This is a genomic window from Bradyrhizobium sp. ORS 278 (assembly GCF_000026145.1).
In the GTDB taxonomy this organism is placed as follows: Bacteria; Pseudomonadota; Alphaproteobacteria; order Rhizobiales; family Xanthobacteraceae; genus Bradyrhizobium.
This window is the reverse complement of record NC_009445.1, coordinates 620,917-640,082: the sequence shown is the minus strand read 5'-3', so window position 1 is coordinate 640,082 and position 19,166 is coordinate 620,917. Positions and strand designations below refer to the sequence as shown.

Annotated in this window: 14 protein-coding genes; 9 read left to right on the top strand and 5 right to left on the bottom strand. The window is 67.6% G+C overall.

The genetic code is table 11. The annotated features are described in order from the left end of the window. Window positions 1-4: 4 nt before the first annotated feature. Window positions 5-1,228, bottom strand: coding sequence for a citrate/2-methylcitrate synthase (locus BRADO_RS02890; protein ID WP_041756045.1), 1,224 nt, complete (start codon window positions 1,226-1,228; stop codon window positions 5-7). A gap of 82 nt (window positions 1,229-1,310) precedes the next feature. Here BRADO_RS02890 and BRADO_RS02885 point away from each other — a divergent pair, with 82 nt between their 5' ends. Next, a complete protein-coding gene (locus BRADO_RS02885; RefSeq protein WP_173363479.1) occupies window positions 1,311-2,399 on the top strand; it encodes a citrate synthase/methylcitrate synthase in 1,089 nt (362 codons plus the stop codon). Window positions 2,400-2,439: 40 nt separating this feature from the next. Here BRADO_RS02885 and BRADO_RS02880 read toward each other — a convergent pair whose 3' ends face one another. After that, window positions 2,440-3,081 (bottom strand): J domain-containing protein, encoded by a 642-nt coding sequence (locus BRADO_RS02880; protein WP_041756044.1) that lies wholly within the window; start codon window positions 3,079-3,081, stop codon window positions 2,440-2,442. 110 nt (window positions 3,082-3,191) lie between these two features. On the opposite strand from BRADO_RS02880, the gene BRADO_RS02875 reads away from it, so the two are divergent. Continuing rightward, window positions 3,192-3,461, top strand: a complete 270-nt coding sequence (locus tag BRADO_RS02875; RefSeq protein WP_041756043.1) for a BolA family transcriptional regulator — start codon at window positions 3,192-3,194, stop codon at window positions 3,459-3,461. Window positions 3,462-3,509: 48 nt separating this feature from the next. Here BRADO_RS02875 and BRADO_RS02870 read toward each other — a convergent pair whose 3' ends face one another. Both BRADO_RS02870 and aroB read right to left on the bottom strand, forming a co-directional pair. Further along, a complete protein-coding gene (locus BRADO_RS02870; RefSeq protein WP_011923812.1) occupies window positions 3,510-4,814 on the bottom strand; it encodes an HlyC/CorC family transporter in 1,305 nt (434 codons plus the stop codon). A gap of 74 nt (window positions 4,815-4,888) precedes the next feature. Next, window positions 4,889-6,691 (bottom strand): 3-dehydroquinate synthase, encoded by a 1,803-nt coding sequence (gene aroB / locus BRADO_RS33640; RefSeq protein WP_011923811.1) that lies wholly within the window; start codon window positions 6,689-6,691, stop codon window positions 4,889-4,891. A 330-nt stretch (window positions 6,692-7,021) separates the two neighbouring features. On the opposite strand from aroB, the gene BRADO_RS02860 reads away from it, so the two are divergent. The 6 genes from BRADO_RS02860 (at window position 7,022) to BRADO_RS02835 (ending at window position 15,405) form a co-directional block, all read left to right on the top strand. Further along, window positions 7,022-7,168, top strand: coding sequence for a hypothetical protein (locus tag BRADO_RS02860; protein ID WP_008966351.1), 147 nt, complete (start codon window positions 7,022-7,024; stop codon window positions 7,166-7,168). Window positions 7,169-7,339: 171 nt separating this feature from the next. Beyond that, complete coding sequence (locus BRADO_RS02855) at window positions 7,340-8,296, top strand: site-specific tyrosine recombinase (RefSeq protein ID WP_041756042.1); 957 nt, start codon at window positions 7,340-7,342, stop codon at window positions 8,294-8,296. Window positions 8,297-8,515: 219 nt separating this feature from the next. Then, window positions 8,516-9,478 (top strand): acetyl-CoA carboxylase carboxyltransferase subunit alpha, encoded by a 963-nt coding sequence (locus BRADO_RS02850; protein WP_011923809.1) that lies wholly within the window; start codon window positions 8,516-8,518, stop codon window positions 9,476-9,478. A gap of 303 nt (window positions 9,479-9,781) precedes the next feature. Beyond that, window positions 9,782-11,251 carry a murein L,D-transpeptidase family protein gene (locus BRADO_RS02845; protein WP_041756041.1) on the top strand — a complete coding sequence of 490 codons (1,470 nt, stop codon included), beginning with the start codon at window positions 9,782-9,784 and terminating at the stop codon, window positions 11,249-11,251. A 1,209-nt stretch (window positions 11,252-12,460) separates the two neighbouring features. Beyond that, entirely contained in the window at window positions 12,461-13,789 is a 1,329-nt protein-coding gene (locus BRADO_RS02840) for a hypothetical protein (protein ID WP_011923807.1), read from the top strand. A 167-nt stretch (window positions 13,790-13,956) separates the two neighbouring features. Next, on the top strand, window positions 13,957-15,405 hold the full coding sequence (locus tag BRADO_RS02835; protein ID WP_011923806.1) for a hypothetical protein: 1,449 nt from the start codon (window positions 13,957-13,959) through the stop codon (window positions 15,403-15,405). A gap of 72 nt (window positions 15,406-15,477) precedes the next feature. Here BRADO_RS02835 and BRADO_RS02830 read toward each other — a convergent pair whose 3' ends face one another. Continuing rightward, window positions 15,478-16,359 (bottom strand): hypothetical protein, encoded by an 882-nt coding sequence (locus BRADO_RS02830; protein ID WP_041756040.1) that lies wholly within the window; start codon window positions 16,357-16,359, stop codon window positions 15,478-15,480. 331 nt (window positions 16,360-16,690) lie between these two features. Between BRADO_RS02830 and BRADO_RS02825 the strand changes: the two genes are divergently transcribed. Continuing rightward, on the top strand, window positions 16,691-19,090 hold the full coding sequence (locus tag BRADO_RS02825; protein ID WP_011923804.1) for a membrane-bound PQQ-dependent dehydrogenase, glucose/quinate/shikimate family: 2,400 nt from the start codon (window positions 16,691-16,693) through the stop codon (window positions 19,088-19,090). The last annotated feature ends 76 nt before the right edge of the window (window positions 19,091-19,166 follow it).

The following is a 19,166-nucleotide window of genomic DNA, read 5'->3' as shown; positions in this document are numbered from 1 at the left end:
GCCGCTACAGCGTTTCAAGGCTGGCGGCGCGTCCCGGGATCGGTCCGGTGTAGCGTGCGCGTGGCCGGATTAGGCGGCCGAACTGCAATTGCTCGCAGGCATGCGCGATCCAGCCGACGCAGCGCGCCATCGCGAATAGCGCCAGCTCGCTGCCGGCCGGCAGCCGCAGGCTGTGCACCAGCACGGCTAGCGCATAGTCGATGTTGACGAACTCGCCGGTCGCCTCCGCGATCCGCTCGGGCACCTCGCGGGTGAACTTGCGTGGCGCGCCGGCGCGCGTCAGCGCCTCCAGCAACGAGATGGCGCGCGGATCGCCGCGCTTGTAGACGCCGTGTCCGAAGCCGGCGAAGCGCTCGCCCAGCGCAACGCGTTCACGGATCAGCGGCGCGACGTCGCGATCGATCAGCGTCTTCACCAGTTGCGATGCCAGCACGCCGGCGCCGCCATGCTGCGGCCCCTTCAGGGCGGCGAGGCCGGCGATCACGGCGTCATAGAGGCTGAGGCCCGTCGATGCGGCGCAGCGGACGGTGAAGGTCGAAGCGTTCAGCTCGTGGTCGGCGAGCAGCACGAGGGTCCGGCGAATCAGGTCGGGCGCATGCTTGTTGTCTGGCGCCCAGGTTTTGGCGATTTGGACATGGAGCGCCTCCGCAGAAGGCGGCGCATTCAGCATGGTCGCGACCACGAGCCGAACGATGCGCGCGCCGATCAGGGCGCGTCCGTCGGGAGCACGGTTGAACGCGGCGGGATCCGCGTTTGTCGCCAGCGCCAGCACTGCGATGGCGCGGTCAATCGGCGCGGCGCGCCGTGCCGCCTCGGCAATGAGGCGCATGTCGTCCGAGATGTGCGGCATATTCTCGGGCGCGAACGGATCGAGTGCCGTGACGTCCCACAGCAGGGTCGCCGCATGCTCCAGCGAGTCCCGCTCCGCCAGCTCGACGCAGTTCACGCCGCGGTAGATCGGACCGGCTTCGGTGATCGTCGACACCGCAGAGTCGAACACCGGCAGATCGGCATCAAAACTGCGGAAGGCTCGCGGCTCCGGCGCGGGCGCACGCCGCTCCTTCAACGCCCGGATGTCCTCGGCGCGATAGCGGTTGCTGCGCGAATCTGGCGACGGCTCGGACCGGACCAAGCCGCGGCTCACATAGGCATACAGCGTCGCGGGCGTGATCGCGAGTTCGGCGGAGGCCTCACGGGCCGATAGGTAAAGGCCGCTGTCTTTTTTCATATTGATCAGCTTAATCAAGATTGATCAATTTGTCGACAGGACGAATCTTACCGGCGTGTCCATTCACGCAGGAGATCGCGCCATGACCATTCAGCTTCCGAAGTCCCCGATCGGCCTCGACGGCATTCCCGCCGCCGAGACCGTGCTCAGCCATGTCGACGGCCAGCAGGGCGAGCTGATCATTGCAGGCCACCGCGTAACCGACCTCGCCGCCGGAACCGGCTTCGAGGGGGTGACCGCACGGCTCTGGAGCGCGGCGACCAGACGCAGCCTCAGCGAGGCCGACGTCCGCGTCACCCTCGGCGTGGCACGCCAGCGCGCCTTCGCGCGGCTGCCCGAGCTGCTCGCTGCGACGACGGGCCTGTCGATCATCGACGGCTTCCGCGCCGCCATCGCCGCGCTCCGGCCCGAGCCGGGCCTCGACGACGAAGCCACCATCGTCGGCGCCTGTCCCGTCATCGCCGGCGCCCTGGTCCAGCGCGCCCGCGGCGCGCAGCCGATCGCGCCGAATCCTGACGTGAGCCATGCCTCCGACACCCTGCGCATGGTCCGCGGCGATACCCCTGCCGCTGGCGAGGTGGCGGCGCTCGAAACCTATCTCGTGACCGTCAGCGACCACGGCATGAACGCCTCGACCTTTGCCGCCCGCGTCGTCGCCTCCACCCAAGCCGACCTGTTCGCCTCGATCACCGCCGGCTATTGCGCGCTGACGGGCCCGCTGCATGGCGGGGCGCCGGAGCCGGTGTTGGAGATGCTGGATGCGATCGGGACCCGGGAGAACATCAAGCCGTGGGTGGATGCGGCGTTATCGCGCGGGGAGCGGCTGATGGGGTTTGGGCATCGGATCTATCAGGTGCGGGATCCCCGGGCCGATGTGCTCAAGGGCGCGATCAAGCGGCTGGCGGGGAGCGGGGCGGATCTGCCGTTCGCGAGCGAGGTGGAGGCTTATATCCGGCAGGCGCTGCGGCAGAAGAATCCGGAGCGGGTGTTGGACACCAATGTCGAGTTCTTCACCGCCATCCTGCTCGATGCGCTGAAGATTCCGCGCCAGGCGTTCACGCCGATCTTCGCGGTGGCCCGCGCCGCGGGCTGGACCGCTCATGCCCGCGAGCAGCAGCGGACGGGTCGGCTGATCCGGCCAAGCTCGGCCTATATCGGGCCGAAGCCCTAAACACCCAGAATGCGACGCGCGGCAGCCTCGCTGCCGCGTGTCAGCCCTTCACCACCGTCTTCAGGTAGTTGTAGGCCTTGATGATCTCGATCAGGCGATCCTCGGTCGAGCGATCGCCGCCATTGGCGTCGGGATGGTGCTGCTTCACCAGCGCCTTGTACTTGGCCTTGACGTCCTCCAGCGTGACGTCGGGGCCGAGGCCCATGACCTGCAGAGCCTTGCGCTCGGCGTTGAACACCTTGCGCGTCTCGGCCTTCGGTGCGGACTGCGCACCCGGGCGCCAGCCGGCGCGACCGTTGATCTCGGCGAACACGCTGAACGGATCCGAGGCATCGCCGAGATCGTTCTCGGCATTGCCGGTGCCGCGCTTGCCCGCGGTGTTGGCTCCCATCTTCCAGGTCGGCCGATGTCCGGTCAGCGCATCCTTCTGATAGCGCGCGACGGCCTCGGCGTTCATGCCGGAAAAGAAATTATAGGACTGGTTGTACTCGCGCACGTGATCGAGACAGAAGTGCCAATATTCACGCTGGTTCTCGCGCCCCTTCGGCGCGCGGTGCGAGCCCCGGTTCGTGCAGTCCGGCCATTGGCAGGGCTGAGCCTCCTCGCGCACCGGCTGCCGCGCAGCCGCCTTCTTGGGCTTGATGCGGATGGAGTCGAAGAATTTGTTTGAATCGATCGGCATGGCGGACTTTGACTACGCAACGCGAAAAGCTTCAAGTCTTGACATTGCGAATACCTCAGGCGGGGACCGCCGATTGACGAAAAATAATTTGATGCGTATTTCCGGAGACCATGCGGACCCAGGATGCTATCATCAAAAAGTTGCGCGAAGCTTTCGCTCCGGAAAGCCTCGACGTGCAGGACGAATCACATCTGCATGCGGGACATATGGGACACCGTGAGAGCGGCGAGACCCATTTCCGCGTCTATATTGTGTCGCAGGCCTTCGCGGGCAAGAGCCGCGTCGATCGCCACCGCCTGATCAACGCCGCATTGGCCGAGGAACTTGCCGGCTCGGTGCATGCGCTCGCGCTGCATGCGAAGGCGCCGGGTGAAGGCTGATCCAAACAGGGTGATCCAAACAGGCTGATCCACACAGCCTGCTTCAAATCAGAACGCCGTGCCGGCCCGGCGCGGCCGTGTCTCCTCGGTTTCTCCACGCGGCACCGGCACGATGCGCAGCGCGGTGATGCGATTACGCTCCCGCCGCAGCACGCGAAAGCGGAAGCCGTGGAACGTGAAGCTCTGGCCGCGTTCGGGGATCGAGCGCGCCTCGTGAATGACGAGACCTGCGACGGTGGTTGCCTCCTCATCAGGCAACGTCCAGTCCATCGCGCGATTGAGATCGCGGATCGGCACCGAGCCGTCGACGACGACCGAGCCATCCGGCTGCACGCGCACGCCCGCGACCTGCACGTCCTGCTCGTCGGAAATGTCGCCGACGATCTCCTCGAGAATATCCTCGAGCGTCACGATGCCCTCGACCTCGCCATACTCGTCGACGACGAGCGCGAAATGCGTCTTGCGACGACGGAACGCCTTCAGCTGTTCCGACACCGAACGCATCTCCGGCACGAACCAGGGCGGCAGCGCCAGTGACGCGACGTCGATGTGCGACACATCGCCCTCGGCGGAACGGATCGCGCGCAACAGATCCTTCGCGTGCAGCACGCCGATGATGTTCTCCGGCGTGCCGCGCCATAGCGGAATGCGCGTATATTCCGAGGCCAGCACCTCGCGCACCAGTTCCTCCTGCGGCAGGTCGGCATTCACCATCACCATCTCGGTGCGATGAACCATGACGTCCGACACCTGCAGCTCGCGCAGGTCGAGCAGGCCGCCGAGCATGTCGCGGTCCTGCTTCTCGACCTTGCCCTCGTGATGCAGGAGATCGACCGCGCCGCGCAGGCGTTCGGTCGGTGACAGGATCGGCTGGTTGGCCCCCACCTTGAAGCCGATCAGCCGCATCAGCCCGCGCACGATCGCCTCGATCACCGCCAGCACCGGGCCGAGCACGAACACGGTCGCGCGCATCGGCCGCGCCACCGCCAGCGACACGCGATCCGGCGCGTTGATCGCGATCGTCTTCGGCAGCACCTCGGCGAAGATCACCACCAGAGCCGTCATCACGCCGGTGGCGTAGAGCACGCCGACCTCGCCGAACCACGCGGTGAAGATTCCGGTCGCCAGCGCCGAGGCGCCGATATTGGCGATGTTGTTGCCGAGCAGCAGCGCGCCGATCAGCCGCTCGCGCATGTCGAACAGGCTCGACACGACATCCGCGTCGCGATTGCCCTGCTTTGACAGCCGCAGCATCGAGGCGCGGGAGGCGCCGGTCAGCGCGGTCTCGCTCAACGCGAAGAAGGCGGATCCTGCCAGCAGCATGATGACGATGGTGAGTGTGAGCCAGTCCATGACGCCATATCACTCTCGAGGGAAGCCGCCGATCATGCGCCGCTACTGCTCAACGCGGCGTAAAGCACCTGGGATCAGCCGCTTCTGTCCAATTTGGCCTGCAGGAAGTCACGGACCCTTGCCGGGTCGACGTCATTCGCAATGACCGCGCGGCCGATCGCTTCCATCAGGATGAAGGTGAGCTTGCCGCGCTTGACCTTCTTGTCCTGCGCCATCAAGGCCAAAAGCCGTTCGGCGTCGCCGATCCCTTCCTGGGCGAAGCCGGCGATGTCCTGCAGATGGGTCGGCAGGCCCACTGCGGCAAGGTGACGCTCGATCCTGGTGACGTCGCCGGGCGGCAGCATGCCGAGCTCAGCCGAAAACTGCGCCGCCAGCACCATGCCGACCGAGACGCCCTCGCCATGGAACAGCCGGTCGGAGAAGCCGGTGATGGCCTCGAGCGCATGCCCGAAGGTGTGGCCGAGATTGAGCAGCGCGCGGTCGCCGGTCTCGCGCTCGTCGCGGGCGACGATCGCGGCCTTGGCGCGGCAGGAGGTCGCGACCGCATGCTCGCGCGCGGCGCCGCCCGTGACGATCTCGGCTTGGTTGGCCTCGAGCCAGGCGAAGAAGCCGGCGTCGCCGAGCAGGCCGTATTTGGCGACCTCGGCATAGCCGGCGCGGAACTGGCGCGGCGACAAGGTGTCGAGCACCGCGGTGTCGGCGATCACCAGCACCGGCTGGTGGAAGGCGCCGAGCAGGTTCTTGCCCTGCGGCGAGTTGATCCCCGTTTTGCCGCCGACGGAGGAATCGACCTGCGCCAGCAGCGAGGTCGGCACCTGCACGAAATCGACGCCGCGGCGCAGGATCGAAGCCGCAAAGCCGGCGAGATCGCCGACCACGCCGCCGCCGAGCGCGATGACGAGATCGTTGCGCTCGATCTTTGCCGAGATAAGCGCCTCGCTGACCTTTTCGAGGCCGGCATAGGTCTTGGAGCCCTCCCCCTCCTCAACCACGATGGTGGATGACGGGATCCCCGCCTCCGCCAGAATCGCCTCGGTCGGCTTGAGCCAATGCGCAGCGACGGTGCGGTCGGTGACGATGGCGGTGCGCACGCCCGGCCGCAGCGCTGCGATGCGCCGGCCCAGCGTGTCCAGCACGCCGCGGCCGATGACGATGTCATAGGCGCGCTCGCCGAGCGCGACGTCGACGATGATCGGATCGGAAGACTTCAATGGTGCCGTCATCGAAACGCCCTGTACGGAATCGGAGGAGAGGGAATGGGGCTGCGGCTCCGCCGCCGGAGCCGCGGCCATGGCCGGGGACAGGAACGTCTGCAGCTCCTGCAGGCAGTCCTCCACGACCCTGTCATGCGGCACGTCGCGCGAGCAGATCTTGAGATCGGCGAGCCCGTAGACCGGCTCGCGCTCGCTCAGGAGCCGCGTCACCGTGCCTTCGGGGTCGGCAGTCTGCAGCAGCGGCCGGTCGGCGCGGCGCCGGACGCGGCGCATGATCACCTCGGCATCGGCCTTCAGCCACACCGAGACCGCCTTCTCGTGGATGCGGCGGCGGGTCTCCTCGCGCATGAAGGCGCCGCCGCCGGTGGCCAGCACCGCCGGCCCGCTTTCGAGCAGGCGGGCGATCACCCGTGCCTCGCCGTTGCGGAAATAGTCTTCGCCGCGCGATTCGAAGATCTCCGGTATGCTCATGCCGGCCGCGGTCTCGATCTCGGTGTCCGCGTCGACGAAGGGCAGCCGCAGCCGCGCCGCGAGCCGCCGGCCGACCGTCGACTTGCCGACGCCCATCATGCCGACCAGCACGATCAGCCGCTTGCCGAGGCCCGCGAGGATCGCGGCCTCCGGAGCGCCTGGGCCGGATGCGGGTTGCGTCAGTTCGGTCATATCCGGGCTTCTAACCCAGGCCCTGCTGCTTTCAAAGGCATCCTGTTCCGCTTCGGCCGCCCCACCGCCGTCATTCCAGGGCGCGCGCCGCGCGAGCCCGGAATCCATACCCACAGGATGCCGTGTGGGACAGGCTGGTGGTGGGCATCTCACGCCACGACAACGTCCTGTGGTCATGGATTCCGGGCTCGTCGCGCTGCGCGCGCCGCCCCGGAATGACGGAGCAAGGCAAATGACCATAGGGCAACGGGCTGGTCGCGCCGGGCTTGCCAGCCGGGTGCGAACATGTTGGATGAAACCCGTTTCTCCCTGGTGGCCTGCGCGACCCCGATGCCCAGCCTGTTCCGCTTCCTGACCGTGATCGCCGTGATCGTCGGCGTGGTCTATGGCGCGATCTACGCGCTGGCCAATTTCGTCAATCCGAAGCCGCGCGAGATGACGGTCTCGATCCCGCCGGACAAGTTCCAGAAGAAGTAGCCGGCGCGGCTGTGGCGAACCGAAAAGCCACAGGGCATTGATTAAGACTTTTGCGGTTGTCTGAAACAGCCGGGCGCCGCGATGTCGGCCAGATTTGCCGTCACCGCTCGACACACCGGCGCAAGCTTCTCGTCCTGATTCGATCGCCCGGGTCTCAGCGGATTTCACCACATGAAGGTCAAGGCTTCCGACGACCGGCTGATGAGCCTGTTCCTGGACATGATGGCTGCCGAGCAGGGCGCCGGCCAGAACACGCTCGACGCCTATCGCCGCGATCTCATCGATCTCTCCGAATTTCTCACCCGCAAAGGCAACGGCTTCGCCGCGGCCGACACGCAGGCGCTGCGGGACTATCTGGCGAATCTCGATCTCAGGGGTTTCAAGTCCTCCAGCGTGGCGCGGCGGCTGTCGGCGATGCGGCACCTGTTCCGCTTCCTGTTGAGCGAGCGCATCCGCAGCGACGATCCCGCCGCCATCCTGTCCGGCCCGAAGCGCGGCCGCGCTCTGCCGAAAGTGCTCTCGATCGGCGACGTCGACCGCATGCTGACCAAGGCCAAGGAGCTCTCGGAAGTCGCCGACGCCTCGCTGTCGCAGCGGCTCCGCGCGCTCAGGCTGTATTGCCTGCTCGAGGTACTCTACGCCACCGGCCTGCGCGTCTCCGAGCTGGTGGCGCTGCCGCGCACGGCGGCGCGTAACGATGCCCGCATGATCGTGGTGCGAGGCAAGGGCAACAAGGAGCGGCTGGTGCCGCTCAATCAAGCCTCGCGCCAGGCCATGGCCGACTATCTGGCGATGCTGGACAGGCAGAAGCCGCACGCGAAGGCCAGCGCCACCTTCGGCAAATGGCTGTTTCCCTCGTTCGGCGAGAGCGGGCATTTGACCCGGCAGCACTTCGCCCGCGACCTCAAGGAGCTCGCGGCGGCGAGCGGCCTGCCGGCGCGGCTGGTGTCGCCGCACGTGCTGCGCCACGCCTTTGCCAGCCATTTGCTGCACAATGGCGCCGACCTGCGCATCGTGCAGACCCTGCTCGGCCACACCGATATCTCGACCACCCAGATCTACACTCACGTGGTCGAGGAGCGGCTGAAGAGCCTCGTGCGCGACCTGCACCCCCTGGCCGAGACCTGAGCGCGCCCCATACCTTCCCGCAACCAAATCCGCGGGTCTGACGCGCGGCCCGCTTGACTTCGCGCCCGTCTGCGCTGAAAGAGCGCCATCCTGCCCGCGATCCCGGCGCGATGCCTGGAGGCCGGGCACCGATCGTGCCTTAAGCTCCTGAAGTACCTCATCTTCAGGTGCAAAGGCCGAACCGATTTTCTTTTCCCGCGCTCTTCCTTCAGCTCCTCCATGCCGGATCCCATGCGCAGCTACCTCGATTTCGAAAAGCCAGTTGCCGAGCTCGATTCCAAGGTCGATGAACTCCGGGCGATGGCCGCCTCCGGCACCGATATCGGCGAGGAGGTCAGCCGGATCGAGGAGAAGGCCGGCCAGGCGCTGGCCGACCTCTACGCCAATCTGACGCCGTGGCAGAAGACGATGGTCGCGCGCCACCCGCAGCGGCCGCACTTCACTGACTTCGTCAATGCGCTGATCACCGAGTTCACGCCGCTGGCCGGCGACCGCAAGTTCGGCGAGGACGCCGCTTTGCTCGGCGGCTTCGGCCGTTTCCGCGGCGAGCCGATCTGCGTGATGGGACAGGAAAAGGGCGCCACCACCGAATCCCGCCTCAAGCATAATTTCGGCATGGCCCGCCCCGAAGGCTACCGCAAGGCCGTCCGGCTGATGGAGATGGCCGAGCGCTTCGGCCTCCCCGTGCTCTCGCTGGTCGATTCCGCCGGCGCCTATCCCGGCATCGGGGCCGAGGAGCGCGGCCAGGCCGAGGCGATTGCCCGCTCCACCGACGCCTGCCTGGCGCTCGGCGTGCCCAACGTCGCGATCATCACCGGCGAGGGCATGTCGGGCGGCGCCATCGCGCTGACCACCGCCAACAAGGTCCTGATGCTGGAGCACGCGATCTACAGCGTGATCTCGCCGGAAGCCGCCTCCTCGATCCTCTGGCGCGATGGCACCAAGGCGCAGGAAGCCGCCAACAGCATGAAGATCACCGCGCAGGACATGCTGCGCTTCGGCGTGGTCGACACCATCCTCAAGGAGCCGGTCGGCGGCGCCCACCGCGATCCCGCCGCGATGATCGCGGCGACCGGCGACGCCATCGCCCAGGCTTTCGACGAACTGAAGGGCCTCGATGCCGCCGCCATCCGCAAGCAGCGCCGGCAGAAGTTCATCGAGATCGGCCGCAAGCTGAGCTGAGCCGCCGAGATCTCCCGGCCGGCTCTGGTCACTCGCGGATTTGTGAGTCTTTCCAGCCGTTTGGCCGCATTTCGGCCGTGCCGGCAAGGTCTGGTGTTTAGGACTTGTTGACCAAGACGGCCACCGCGCCGCAGCTCCGCTTTGGCGCGGGTTGCGGCTCCCAGGGCCAAAGTATACAATTTTAATCATTGGTTTGACGTGAGCATGACGCGCGATCGACCTGGGATCTGTCCAGCTTCCCGGTCGATGGACTAAGACAAGAGTGGGGTGTCGCGGCATGCTGGGATTGCGGGGAGCTTCGCTTTGATCAACCGCGCTTTCGTCCGGGTCCTGATGACCTCGGCGGCGTTGGCCGCCGGCGCGCTGCTGACCGGTTGCAACAGCGACCAGGTCGCGCTCGCCACCAGTGCCAAGGCCAACCAGCCCGTCCCGCCCAAGCTCGTGGCGGCTATCGCCGAGAAGGACATGGACACGCAGTCGCCGATCCTGGTGCGCGTGTTCAAGCAGGAGGCCGAGCTCGAGGTCTGGAAGCAGGATCGCTCCGGCAAGTTCGCGCTGCTCAAGACCTATCCGATCTGCCGCTGGTCCGGCGATCTCGGCCCGAAGGTGCGTGAGGGCGACCGCCAGGCGCCGGAGGGCTTCTACTCGATCAATCCGAGCCAGATGAACCCGCAATCGGCGTATTATCTGTCGTTCAACACCGGCTATCCGAACGCGTTCGACAAGGCGCTGGGCCGCACCGGCTCGCAGCTGATGGTGCATGGCGACTGCTCGTCGCGCGGCTGCTTCGCGATGACCGACGAGCAGATCGCCGAGATCTATGCGCTGGGACGCGAGTCGTTCTTCGGCGGCCAGCGCGCCTTCCAGTTCCAGGCCTATCCGTTCCGGATGACGCCGGTGAACATGGCGCGCCACCGCAACAACCCGAACATGCCGTTCTGGCGCATGATCAAGGAAGGTTACGACGCCTTCGAGGTGACCCGGCAGGAGCCGAAGGTCGACTTCTGCGAGAAGAAATACGTCTTCAATGCTCAGAAGCCGCCTGGCGCGACCCGCGACCCGGTGTTCGACGCCGCCGCCAAGTGCCCGGCCTATGTGGTGCCGGACGAGATCGCCTCGGCAGTGCGCGAGAAGCAGCAGGCGGACGAGGCCGAATACGCCAAGCTGGTCGCCAAGGGCACGCCGGTGGCCAAGCTCAACACCGGCATCGACGGCGGCATGAACCCGATCTTCGCCAACCGCGTGCCGGGCGCCTCCACCGGCCTGTCCGACGCCGGCGAGGCGCCGGGCCTGTCGTTCGCCAACTTCCAGCCCGCGCCGGGCACCATCCCCGGTCACGTCAACCCGCCGCGCGCACCGGGCGCCGACGAGGTCGCGGCGATGCCGGCGAGTGCCCCGGAAGCTCCGGTGACGACCGCGCCGTCGACCCGCGTCGCCGCTGTCAGCGCGCCGGAGAAGCCGAGCTTCATGTCGAGCCTCGCCCGCAAGGTCGGCCTGGGCGGCAATGCCGAAACCACGGCGACCGCGAAGCCGGCCGAGAGCAAGACGGCGGAGGCGAAGCCCGCCGAGGCGAAGCCGGCGCCGAAGCCGGTTGCTGCCAAGCCGGCCGAGACCAAGCAGGCTGCCGCCCGGCCGCCGTTCAAGCCCGCGACCGGCGACGCGCCGGCGACGACGTCCTCGGCTCCGGCGCAGACCCAGGCCGCCCTGGTCTCCGGCGCCGCGCCGGTGCTGCAGTCGAACTCGTTCGACAGCCGGTTCGCCGGGTTCAAGTAGGCGGCGAGCGGGACACTGCGCGGCTTGCCGTCGCGGATTGCTTGATTTGCTAGCTCGCGTCCGACCGCACTTTGTCCAACCGCATTTTGTCGATGAGTCCACATCGGCCGCAAACCACTCGGTGTCATCCCGGCGAACGCCGGGATCCATAACCACCGGCGGAACCCGGCGCGCGAGCTGGATGCTCCGGCGTGCCTCATCCAACCGCCGCGACGTATGGGTCCCGGATCAGCGCCGCGACGCGCCTTGCGCGTCACGGCTTGTCCGGGACGACGCCGAAACTGACGGCCCGGCTCATTGTTCTTCCCCAGCGGTTGCGATCGCCCCCACTGTCATCGCCCGCGCAGGGCGATCCAGTATTCCTCCGCCAGCGCGGTCCATCATCACTGCCGAGGCGTACTGGATCACCCGCCTGCGCGGGTGATGACACCCAACTTGTTGCGGGAGACGCGCAGACATGATTGATCGCGTCTCGCGGCGCCGCTTGGCGTCCGAGTCATGCATTGTTCTCACCCTCTCCAAACCAAGGGTGCAGGGAGGGCCGGGCCTCGGCTGAGGCCCGTGGCCCGCCTGCCAAAAAAATGCAGGCGGGAGGTACCACAGGTCCAGCCGGATCGACCCGGCCCTCCCTGCGCGATGGTTTTCACGGCTGCTTCGCGATCTCCCCGGTGCGCCGGGCGTGTTGGCCACCGTCATCCGCGGGACGCGCCTTCGCGCATCACCGCAGACTTGACCTCAGCTTCGGGAGGCCAGGACCACGCGACTTGACCGTACGGGCCGGTGTTGTTCGTCGGCGCGATCGCTCACGCTGCAAACCGGCCCGCCCACCACATCCCGCACTCCACGCTTCGTGACGACCGCGCAGCGCCCCTCGTCGATGAGGCGGGACAGCATGATGAAATAACGAAATTCGTTAAAAGAGAAGGGGAATATCTTTGCTGATGGGACTGGACAGGCCAAATCAGCTTGAACCGACAAACGAAATGAGTTCGCCGGCACAGGCCGAGTGATGAGTTGCGCGGCGAAGATACAAGCGCGAACTTGAACGACACGCGCGGCCGAGTCGCCCGACGGGCAGGCCGCGGGACTCGTACGTGCTCAAGCTCGCCTAGATAGCATGCGTGACGCCGCGCACGGAGCACGTGGCTGAGATCTGCGACAACGGCGCCGTCACCCGAGGCGAGGTGACGCAACCGAGAGGAGCAGATCATGAGCTTTTGGGATGACATCGGAGATGCAGTCAGTTCCGCCGTCGATGACGTGAAGGACGCCGCGAAGGATGTGGCGGGTGCGGTCGGCGGCGCGGCTTCGGCCGTGGTCGACACGGTGGAGCATGTCGCGGGCGACGCGGCGCATGCGGTCGGCAGCGTGGTGCATGGCATCGGCGCGCTCGGCGGCGAGGCCTTTCACACCATAGGTGGCGTGCTCGGCGCGGTCGAGCACGGGGCCGAGGCGATCGGCAGCGGCGTGCTTCACGCCGTCGGGGACGTCGCCTCGACCGTGGTGCATGTCGGCAGCGACGTCATCCACACCGGCATCAACGTCGCCGGCGACGTCGCCTCGGGCTTCGGCCATCTCGTGCACGGCGACCTCAACGGCGTGGTCAACGACGTCCAGCATATCGGCGGCGATATCGTCGATGGCGGGCTGCACGTCGCCGGAGACGTGGCGCATGGTGCGATCAACGTCGCCGGGGATGCGGTGCATACGGCGGTCGGGCTCGGCGAGGCCGGGCTGGAAGCGGCCGGCGCGATCGGTCACGGCGCGCTCGACATGGCCGGCACCATCGTCGGCACCGCGGCCGATGTCGGCGCGGATGCACTCGACGCTGCCGGCGCTGTGGTGAAGGGCGGCTTCGAGGCCGGCGTGGCGGTTGCCGACGGCGCCATCGGTGTGGCGACCGACACCGCGTCCGCCGCGGGCCACCTGATCGGCGGTCCGATCGGTGAGGCCGTCTCCGGCATCGCGCATGGCGTCGATGCGGTCGGCACCGGCGTGGTCAACGGCGTCGGCCACCTCCTGGGCGAAGGCGTCAGCGGGCTGGCGCAGACGGCCGGCGACCTGACCGGCACGATCGGCCACCAGCTCGACGCGATCGGCCACGATCTCGGCTCGCTGGTCAACGATCTCAGCCACGGCAATCTCGGCGCTGCGATCGGCGACATCTTCAAGCTGGCGCAGGATGGCCTGCGCGGCGACGGCCTCGCCATCGCCCAGGGTCCGTCCGAGGGCGGCGGCCATGGCGGGTTCTGGGACTCGATCGCCTCGGCGGTCAGCCATGCCGGCGAAAACGCCCAGGGCGTCCAAGGCGCTGGATTCGGCTCCGGGTTCGGCTTCGGCCCGCTGCACGGCGAGGGCTCGTCGCACAACCCGATCATCGTCGACAGTTTCGGCGACCACGGCCACCCCGGCAACACGGGCATCGTGCCGCCGAATTTCGACATCGGCCATGCCGGCGGCGCGCACGACGCCCCGCATGTCGACTACAGCCACATCGTTCAGATGGACGAGGGGCATCACTTCGCGATGCACGGCTGAGGCCGCGCGCTCCAGCGACGACAGCAGCGATACCCTGCCGCGGACCGCGCGGCGGGGTATTCGTGTCGAGTCCGGCTGCGTGACACGGCTCACAGAGCGCAGCCGCCCGTTCTGCGACAACGCTCCCGTCACCCGCGGTGAGGTGACCCATCCGAGGGAGAACAACAATGAGCATTTTCGGCGATATCGGGCACGCGCTGGGGTCGGTCGCAAAGGGCGTCGCGCATGTGGCATCGGACGTCGGCCACGCGGTCGGCAGCGCCGCCTCGAGCGTGGTGCACACCGTGGAGCATGCGGCAAGCGGCGCCGCGCACGAGGTCAGCCATCTCGGAAATTCGGTCATCCACACCATCGGCAAGGTGACGCATACGGTGGGCGACGCCGCGGCGAGCGCGGCCCACACCGTCGGGCATGTGGTCAGCGATGTCGGACATGCCGTGAGCGATGTGGCGCATGGCGTCGGCCATCTCGGCGGTGAGGTCATTCACACCGTCGGCGGCGTCGTGAACGCTGTGGAGCATGCCGGCGCGGCGGTCGGCGGCAGCATCATTCACGGGGTCCAGGACGTCGTGTCGACCGCGGGTCATGTGGCCGGCGACATCGCCAGCACTGGCGCGCATGTGGTCGGCGACGTCGCCTCCGGCCTCAACCATCTCGTGCACGGCGATCTCGGCGGCGTGGCCGGCGACATCGGTCATATCGGCAGCGACATCGTCAATGGTGGCGTGCATGTCGGCGGCGACTTGGCGCATGGCTTGATCGCCACGGCGGGCGATGCGGTTCACGGCGCCCTCGGTCTCGGCCATGCCGGGCTCGAAGCGGCCGGCGCGATCGGCCACGGCGCGCTCGGCGTGGCCGGCACCATCGTCGACACCGCCGCGCATCTCGGCGCCGACGGCATCCACCTCGCGGGCGATGTGGCGAAGGGCGGGCTCGATGTCGGCACCTCGCTCGGCCACGGCGCCCTCGGCGTCATCACTGATGCGGTGTCGAACGCGGGTCACCTGGTCGGCGGGCCGCTCGGCCACGTCATCTCCGACGCCGCCCATGCCGCCGACACCCTCGGCTCGGGCGTCACCAGCGGCCTCAATCACGCGGTCAGCGCGGGCATCTCCGGCTTGACCGAGGTCGCCAGCGACCTGACGCACGCCGTCGGTCATCAGGCCAATGCGGTCGGCCACGATCTCGGCGCGCTGGCCAGCGATCTCAGCCACGGCAATGCCGGTGCGGCGCTCGGCGATCTGTTCAAGCTCGCCGGCGACCTGATCGGCGGCGGCCACGAGGGCAGCCACGGTCATCAGGGCGGGTTCTGGGACCAGATCGCGCAGGCGATCCACCAGGCCAGCGACGGCCATGACGGCCACGGATCCGGCCTCGGCCTGGGCGGTCCGTTGCATGGCGACGGCTCGTCGCACCACCCGATCATCGCCGACGGGTTTGGCGACCACGGGCTTGGCGACCACGGAGTTGGCGATCACGGCCACGCCGGCAACACCGGCATCGTGCCGCCGCACTTCGACATCGGTCACGCCGGCGGCGCGCACGACGCTCCGCACCACGATTTCAGCCACGTCGCCCACATCGACGATTCGCATCACTTCACGCTGCATGGCTGAGGCTTGGAAAAGGAAGAACCCGCGGTGCGCGCACCGCGGGTTCTTTTTCGTCTCCTCGATGTGAGCTCTCGCTCAGCGCGTTTGCACGATCGCAGGCGGTGTCACGGAGGCCTGGGTGCGGTTCTGCGGCACATGCGCGTTCATCGCCGACAATGCGCACAGCGCCAGCGAGCCCCAGACGGCGGCGCTGAAATACAGCGACATCCAGGCGATCTCCTCCTTCCAATGCTCGAACTCGTGGGTGACGGTCCACTGCGTGGCGGAATCGCGCAAGCCCACCAGCGGATGCAGCAGCGGCTTACCGGCGGCGCGCTCGATGCGCCAGCGCTTCACATACATCGGCACGTCGACGACGACGAGGAAGGCGAGATAGCAGGCGATGCCGACGAGGCCGGCGACCAGAAGCCCGCGTACCAGGCCGTCGAACTCCGGCAGCAGACGGCCGAGGCCGATGCCCACGAGCAGGAAGGCGACCGCCCACAGCGAGTTCTCGATCGCGTTGTAGAGAAAGTTCTTGGTGACGACCGCGTACCAGGAGCAGATCTCGGCGACGACGATGATCGGCACGATCAGGCGCGCCATGTTGACCGCGGTTTCGGCGTCGGAGATCGCGCCGAGCTGCGCCAGGATGATCGCCCATTGCGCGGCGAAGGCGATCTCGGCGATGGTCGCGACCGAGCGGCCGACGAACACGCTCGACAGCCAGCTGTCGACCAGGCAGATGCGCTGCACGTCGGCGCGCGGCAGCACCGAGCGGAAGGCGCAGCCGAACACATAGGCCGCCGACAGCGCCAGCATCTGGCCGGTCTCCGACGACCAGCTGACGGCGACGCTGCCGCCGTGCAGCTGGCGGTACAGGATGAACCAGAACGCGATATTGGCGAGGCTGACGAGGGTCAGCATCGCCCACCACAGGGCGACCGGGTTCGACAGGGCTCGCGACTGCGCACGCATCCGGCACTCCAATTTTCATGTGACTGACATTCGATCGTATTAATTCCGTCATGGAGCAGCAACCCGTTCTGGCCCGGAGGGTTCACAAAAGCGCGTGTGACGGGGCTGCGGCGGGAGGCGGCGCGGCAACGGAGCACCGCGACGACGCGTTCCGAGGCGGCCGAGGGCCTCATGGGTCGAGACGCGCCGCACGCTGGCAGCCTTCACGATCATGGGCGAGCGGGCGCGGCGCTCCTCACCATGAGGCAAGGAACTTCCGCCGCGGCCCGCCGTTCATGACGCGACTGCGGCGTCGCGCCGCGTTTCGTTCTCATCAGCCTGGAGCCGCGCAATGGCCGCAGCCCGCCATCTGCAGCGCGCGCCGCTGCTGACCTTCACGGCCGTCATCGTCGGACTGATGGGCGTCGCACTGCTCGCCGGCGGCTTCTGGCTCGCCGCGATCGGCGGCTCGCTGTACTACGTGATTGCCGGTGCGGCACTGCTCGGCACGGCGTGGCTGCTGTGGCAGCGGCGCGCTTCCGCGCTATGGCTCTACGCGGCACTGCTGCTGGGCACGATGATCTGGGCGGTCTGGGAGGTCGGGCTGGACTTCTGGTCGCTGGCGCCACGCGGCGACGTGCTGGCACCGCTCGGCGTCTGGCTGCTGCTGCCGTTCATCACCGCGCATCTGGCCGGTGACATGCGCTCGGCGCGCTGGGGCCTTCTCGCCGTGCTCGCCGTCGCGGTGGTCGTGCTCGGCGCCTCCCTGCGCGGCGACCGCTTCGGCGTCAACGGCGCGCTGCCGCAGGCCGCGGCTGCCACCGCCGGCACCGATCCCGGGCCCGCGGAAGCGCAGGCCGACTGGACCGCGTATGGCGCCAGCAATTTCGGCACGCGCTTCTCGAGCCTGAAGCAGATCACCGCCAATAATGTGAAGAACCTGCAACTCGCCTGGGAATTCCAGACCGGCGACCGCAAGGGGCCCGACGATCCCGACGAGTTCACCAATGAGGTGACGCCGCTGAAGATCGGCGATCTGCTCTACACCTGCTCGCCGCACCAGATCGTGTTCGCGCTCGATGCGGCCACGGGCAAGCAGCGCTGGACGTTCGATCCGAAGATCGAGCACCACAAGAATTTCCAGCACATGACCTGCCGCGGCGTCGCGTATCACGAGACCAAGCCCGGCGCAGTCGACGTGTCGGGCGCCGCGGCTCCGGGCGAATGCGCCAGGCGCATCTTCCTGCCGACCGACGACGGACGGCTGTTCGCGCTCGACGCCGACAGCGGCAAGCCGTGCGACGGCTTTGGCGATCACGGCCAGATCGATCTGAAGGCCGGCAACGAGATCACCACGGTCGGCTTCTACGAGGGGACCTCGCCGCCCGTTGTCACCGACAAGGTGCTGATCATGGCCGGCGCCGTGATCGACAACTACTCCAACAAGGTGCCGTCGGGCGCGATCCGCGGCTTCGACGTCTACTCGGGCAAGCTGTTATGGGCGTTCGATCCCGGCAATCCCGATCCGAACGAGATGCCGTCGGCGACGCATCATTTCACGCCGGGCTCGCCGAACGGCTGGAGCGTCGGCGCGGCCGACGAGGCGCTCGGCCTGGTCTACATCCCGCTTGGCTCGAGCTCGCCGGACATCTGGGCCGGCAACCGCTCGGCCGACAACGAGCGCTATGATTCCGCGCTGGTCGCGCTCGACATCGCCACCGGCAAATTGCGCTGGTCGTTCCAGAACGTGCATCACGATCTCTGGGACATGGACATGCCGTCGCAGCCGAGTCTGGTCGACATGCCAGGCCAAGACGGCGTGGTGCCGGCGATCTATGTGCCGGCCAAGACCGGCAACATCTTCGTGCTCGACCGCCGCGACGGGCACCTGCTGGTCCCCGCGCCCGAAAAGCCTGTGCCGCAAGGTGCGGCGCCCGGCGATCATCTGTCACCGACTCAGCCATTCTCCGAGCTGAGCTTCCGTCCGCGCAACCAGCTGACAGGCGCGCAGATGTGGGGCGCGACGATGTTCGATCAGCTCGCCTGCCGTATCAAGTTCAAGCGGCTGCGCTACGAGGGCCCGTTCACGCCGCCCTCCGAGCAGGGCACGCTGGTCTATCCCGGCGATTTCGGCATGTTCGAATGGGGCGGCATCGCGATCGATCCCGTCAGGAAGATCGCGATCGCCAATCCGCAATCGATCCCGTTCGTGTCGCGGCTGGTGCCGCGCGGCAAGGACAATCCGGCGGCGCCGAACTCCGCGCATCCGCCGGGCACCGAGCTCGGCGTGCAGCCGATGTACGGCACGCCCTATGGCGTCGATCTCGGCATCTTCCTGTCACCGCTCGGAATCCCCTGCATGGCCCCGCCCTGGGGCAGCCTCGCCGCCATCGATCTCAAGACCAACCAGATCGTCTGGCAGCACCGCGTCGGCACCATTCGCGACCAGGCCCCCGTGCCACTGCCGTTCAAGCTGGGCGTGCCGATGCTCGGCGGCCCGATGGTGACCGCGGGCGGCGTCGCCTTCCTCACCGGCACGATGGACGACTACATCCGCGCCTTCGACGTCAAGGATGGCCGGCTGCTCTGGCAGGACCGCCTGCCGGCCGGCGGCCAGTCGACGCCGATGACGTACGAAGCCGGCGGCAGGCAGTATGTCGTCACCGTCGATGGCGGCCACGGTTCGTTCGGCACCAAGCTCGGTGACTATGTCCGCGCCTACGCATTGCCCGGCAACGTCGCGAGCAGATAGCCGGCAGGTTCCAGCTCCGCACAGAGTGTCGCGGCGCGTTGGTGCTTTCGTCACGATGACTCTGGTTCCACATGAA

What these genes read in the sequence shown, in the direction of transcription:
- BRADO_RS02850 (WP_011923809.1), top strand. Translation starts at nt 8,516, where the DNA reads ATGCCGGATCCCATGCGCAGCTACCTCGATTTCGAAAAGCCAGTTGCC.
- BRADO_RS02875 (WP_041756043.1), top strand. Translation starts at nt 3,192, where the DNA reads ATGCGGACCCAGGATGCTATCATCAAAAAGTTGCGCGAAGCTTTCGCT.
- aroB (WP_011923811.1), bottom strand. Translation starts at nt 6,691, where the DNA reads ATGACCGAACTGACGCAACCCGCATCCGGCCCAGGCGCTCCGGAGGCC.
- BRADO_RS02855 (WP_041756042.1), top strand. Translation starts at nt 7,340, where the DNA reads ATGAAGGTCAAGGCTTCCGACGACCGGCTGATGAGCCTGTTCCTGGAC.
- BRADO_RS02830 (WP_041756040.1), bottom strand. Translation starts at nt 16,359, where the DNA reads ATGCGTGCGCAGTCGCGAGCCCTGTCGAACCCGGTCGCCCTGTGGTGG.
- BRADO_RS02870 (WP_011923812.1), bottom strand. Translation starts at nt 4,814, where the DNA reads ATGGACTGGCTCACACTCACCATCGTCATCATGCTGCTGGCAGGATCC.
- BRADO_RS02890 (WP_041756045.1), bottom strand. Translation starts at nt 1,228, where the DNA reads ATGAAAAAAGACAGCGGCCTTTACCTATCGGCCCGTGAGGCCTCCGCC.
- BRADO_RS02880 (WP_041756044.1), bottom strand. Translation starts at nt 3,081, where the DNA reads ATGCCGATCGATTCAAACAAATTCTTCGACTCCATCCGCATCAAGCCC.
- BRADO_RS02860 (WP_008966351.1), top strand. Translation starts at nt 7,022, where the DNA reads ATGCCCAGCCTGTTCCGCTTCCTGACCGTGATCGCCGTGATCGTCGGC.
- BRADO_RS02825 (WP_011923804.1), top strand. Translation starts at nt 16,691, where the DNA reads ATGGCCGCAGCCCGCCATCTGCAGCGCGCGCCGCTGCTGACCTTCACG.
- BRADO_RS02835 (WP_011923806.1), top strand. Translation starts at nt 13,957, where the DNA reads ATGAGCATTTTCGGCGATATCGGGCACGCGCTGGGGTCGGTCGCAAAG.
- BRADO_RS02885 (WP_173363479.1), top strand. Translation starts at nt 1,311, where the DNA reads ATGACCATTCAGCTTCCGAAGTCCCCGATCGGCCTCGACGGCATTCCC.
- BRADO_RS02840 (WP_011923807.1), top strand. Translation starts at nt 12,461, where the DNA reads ATGAGCTTTTGGGATGACATCGGAGATGCAGTCAGTTCCGCCGTCGAT.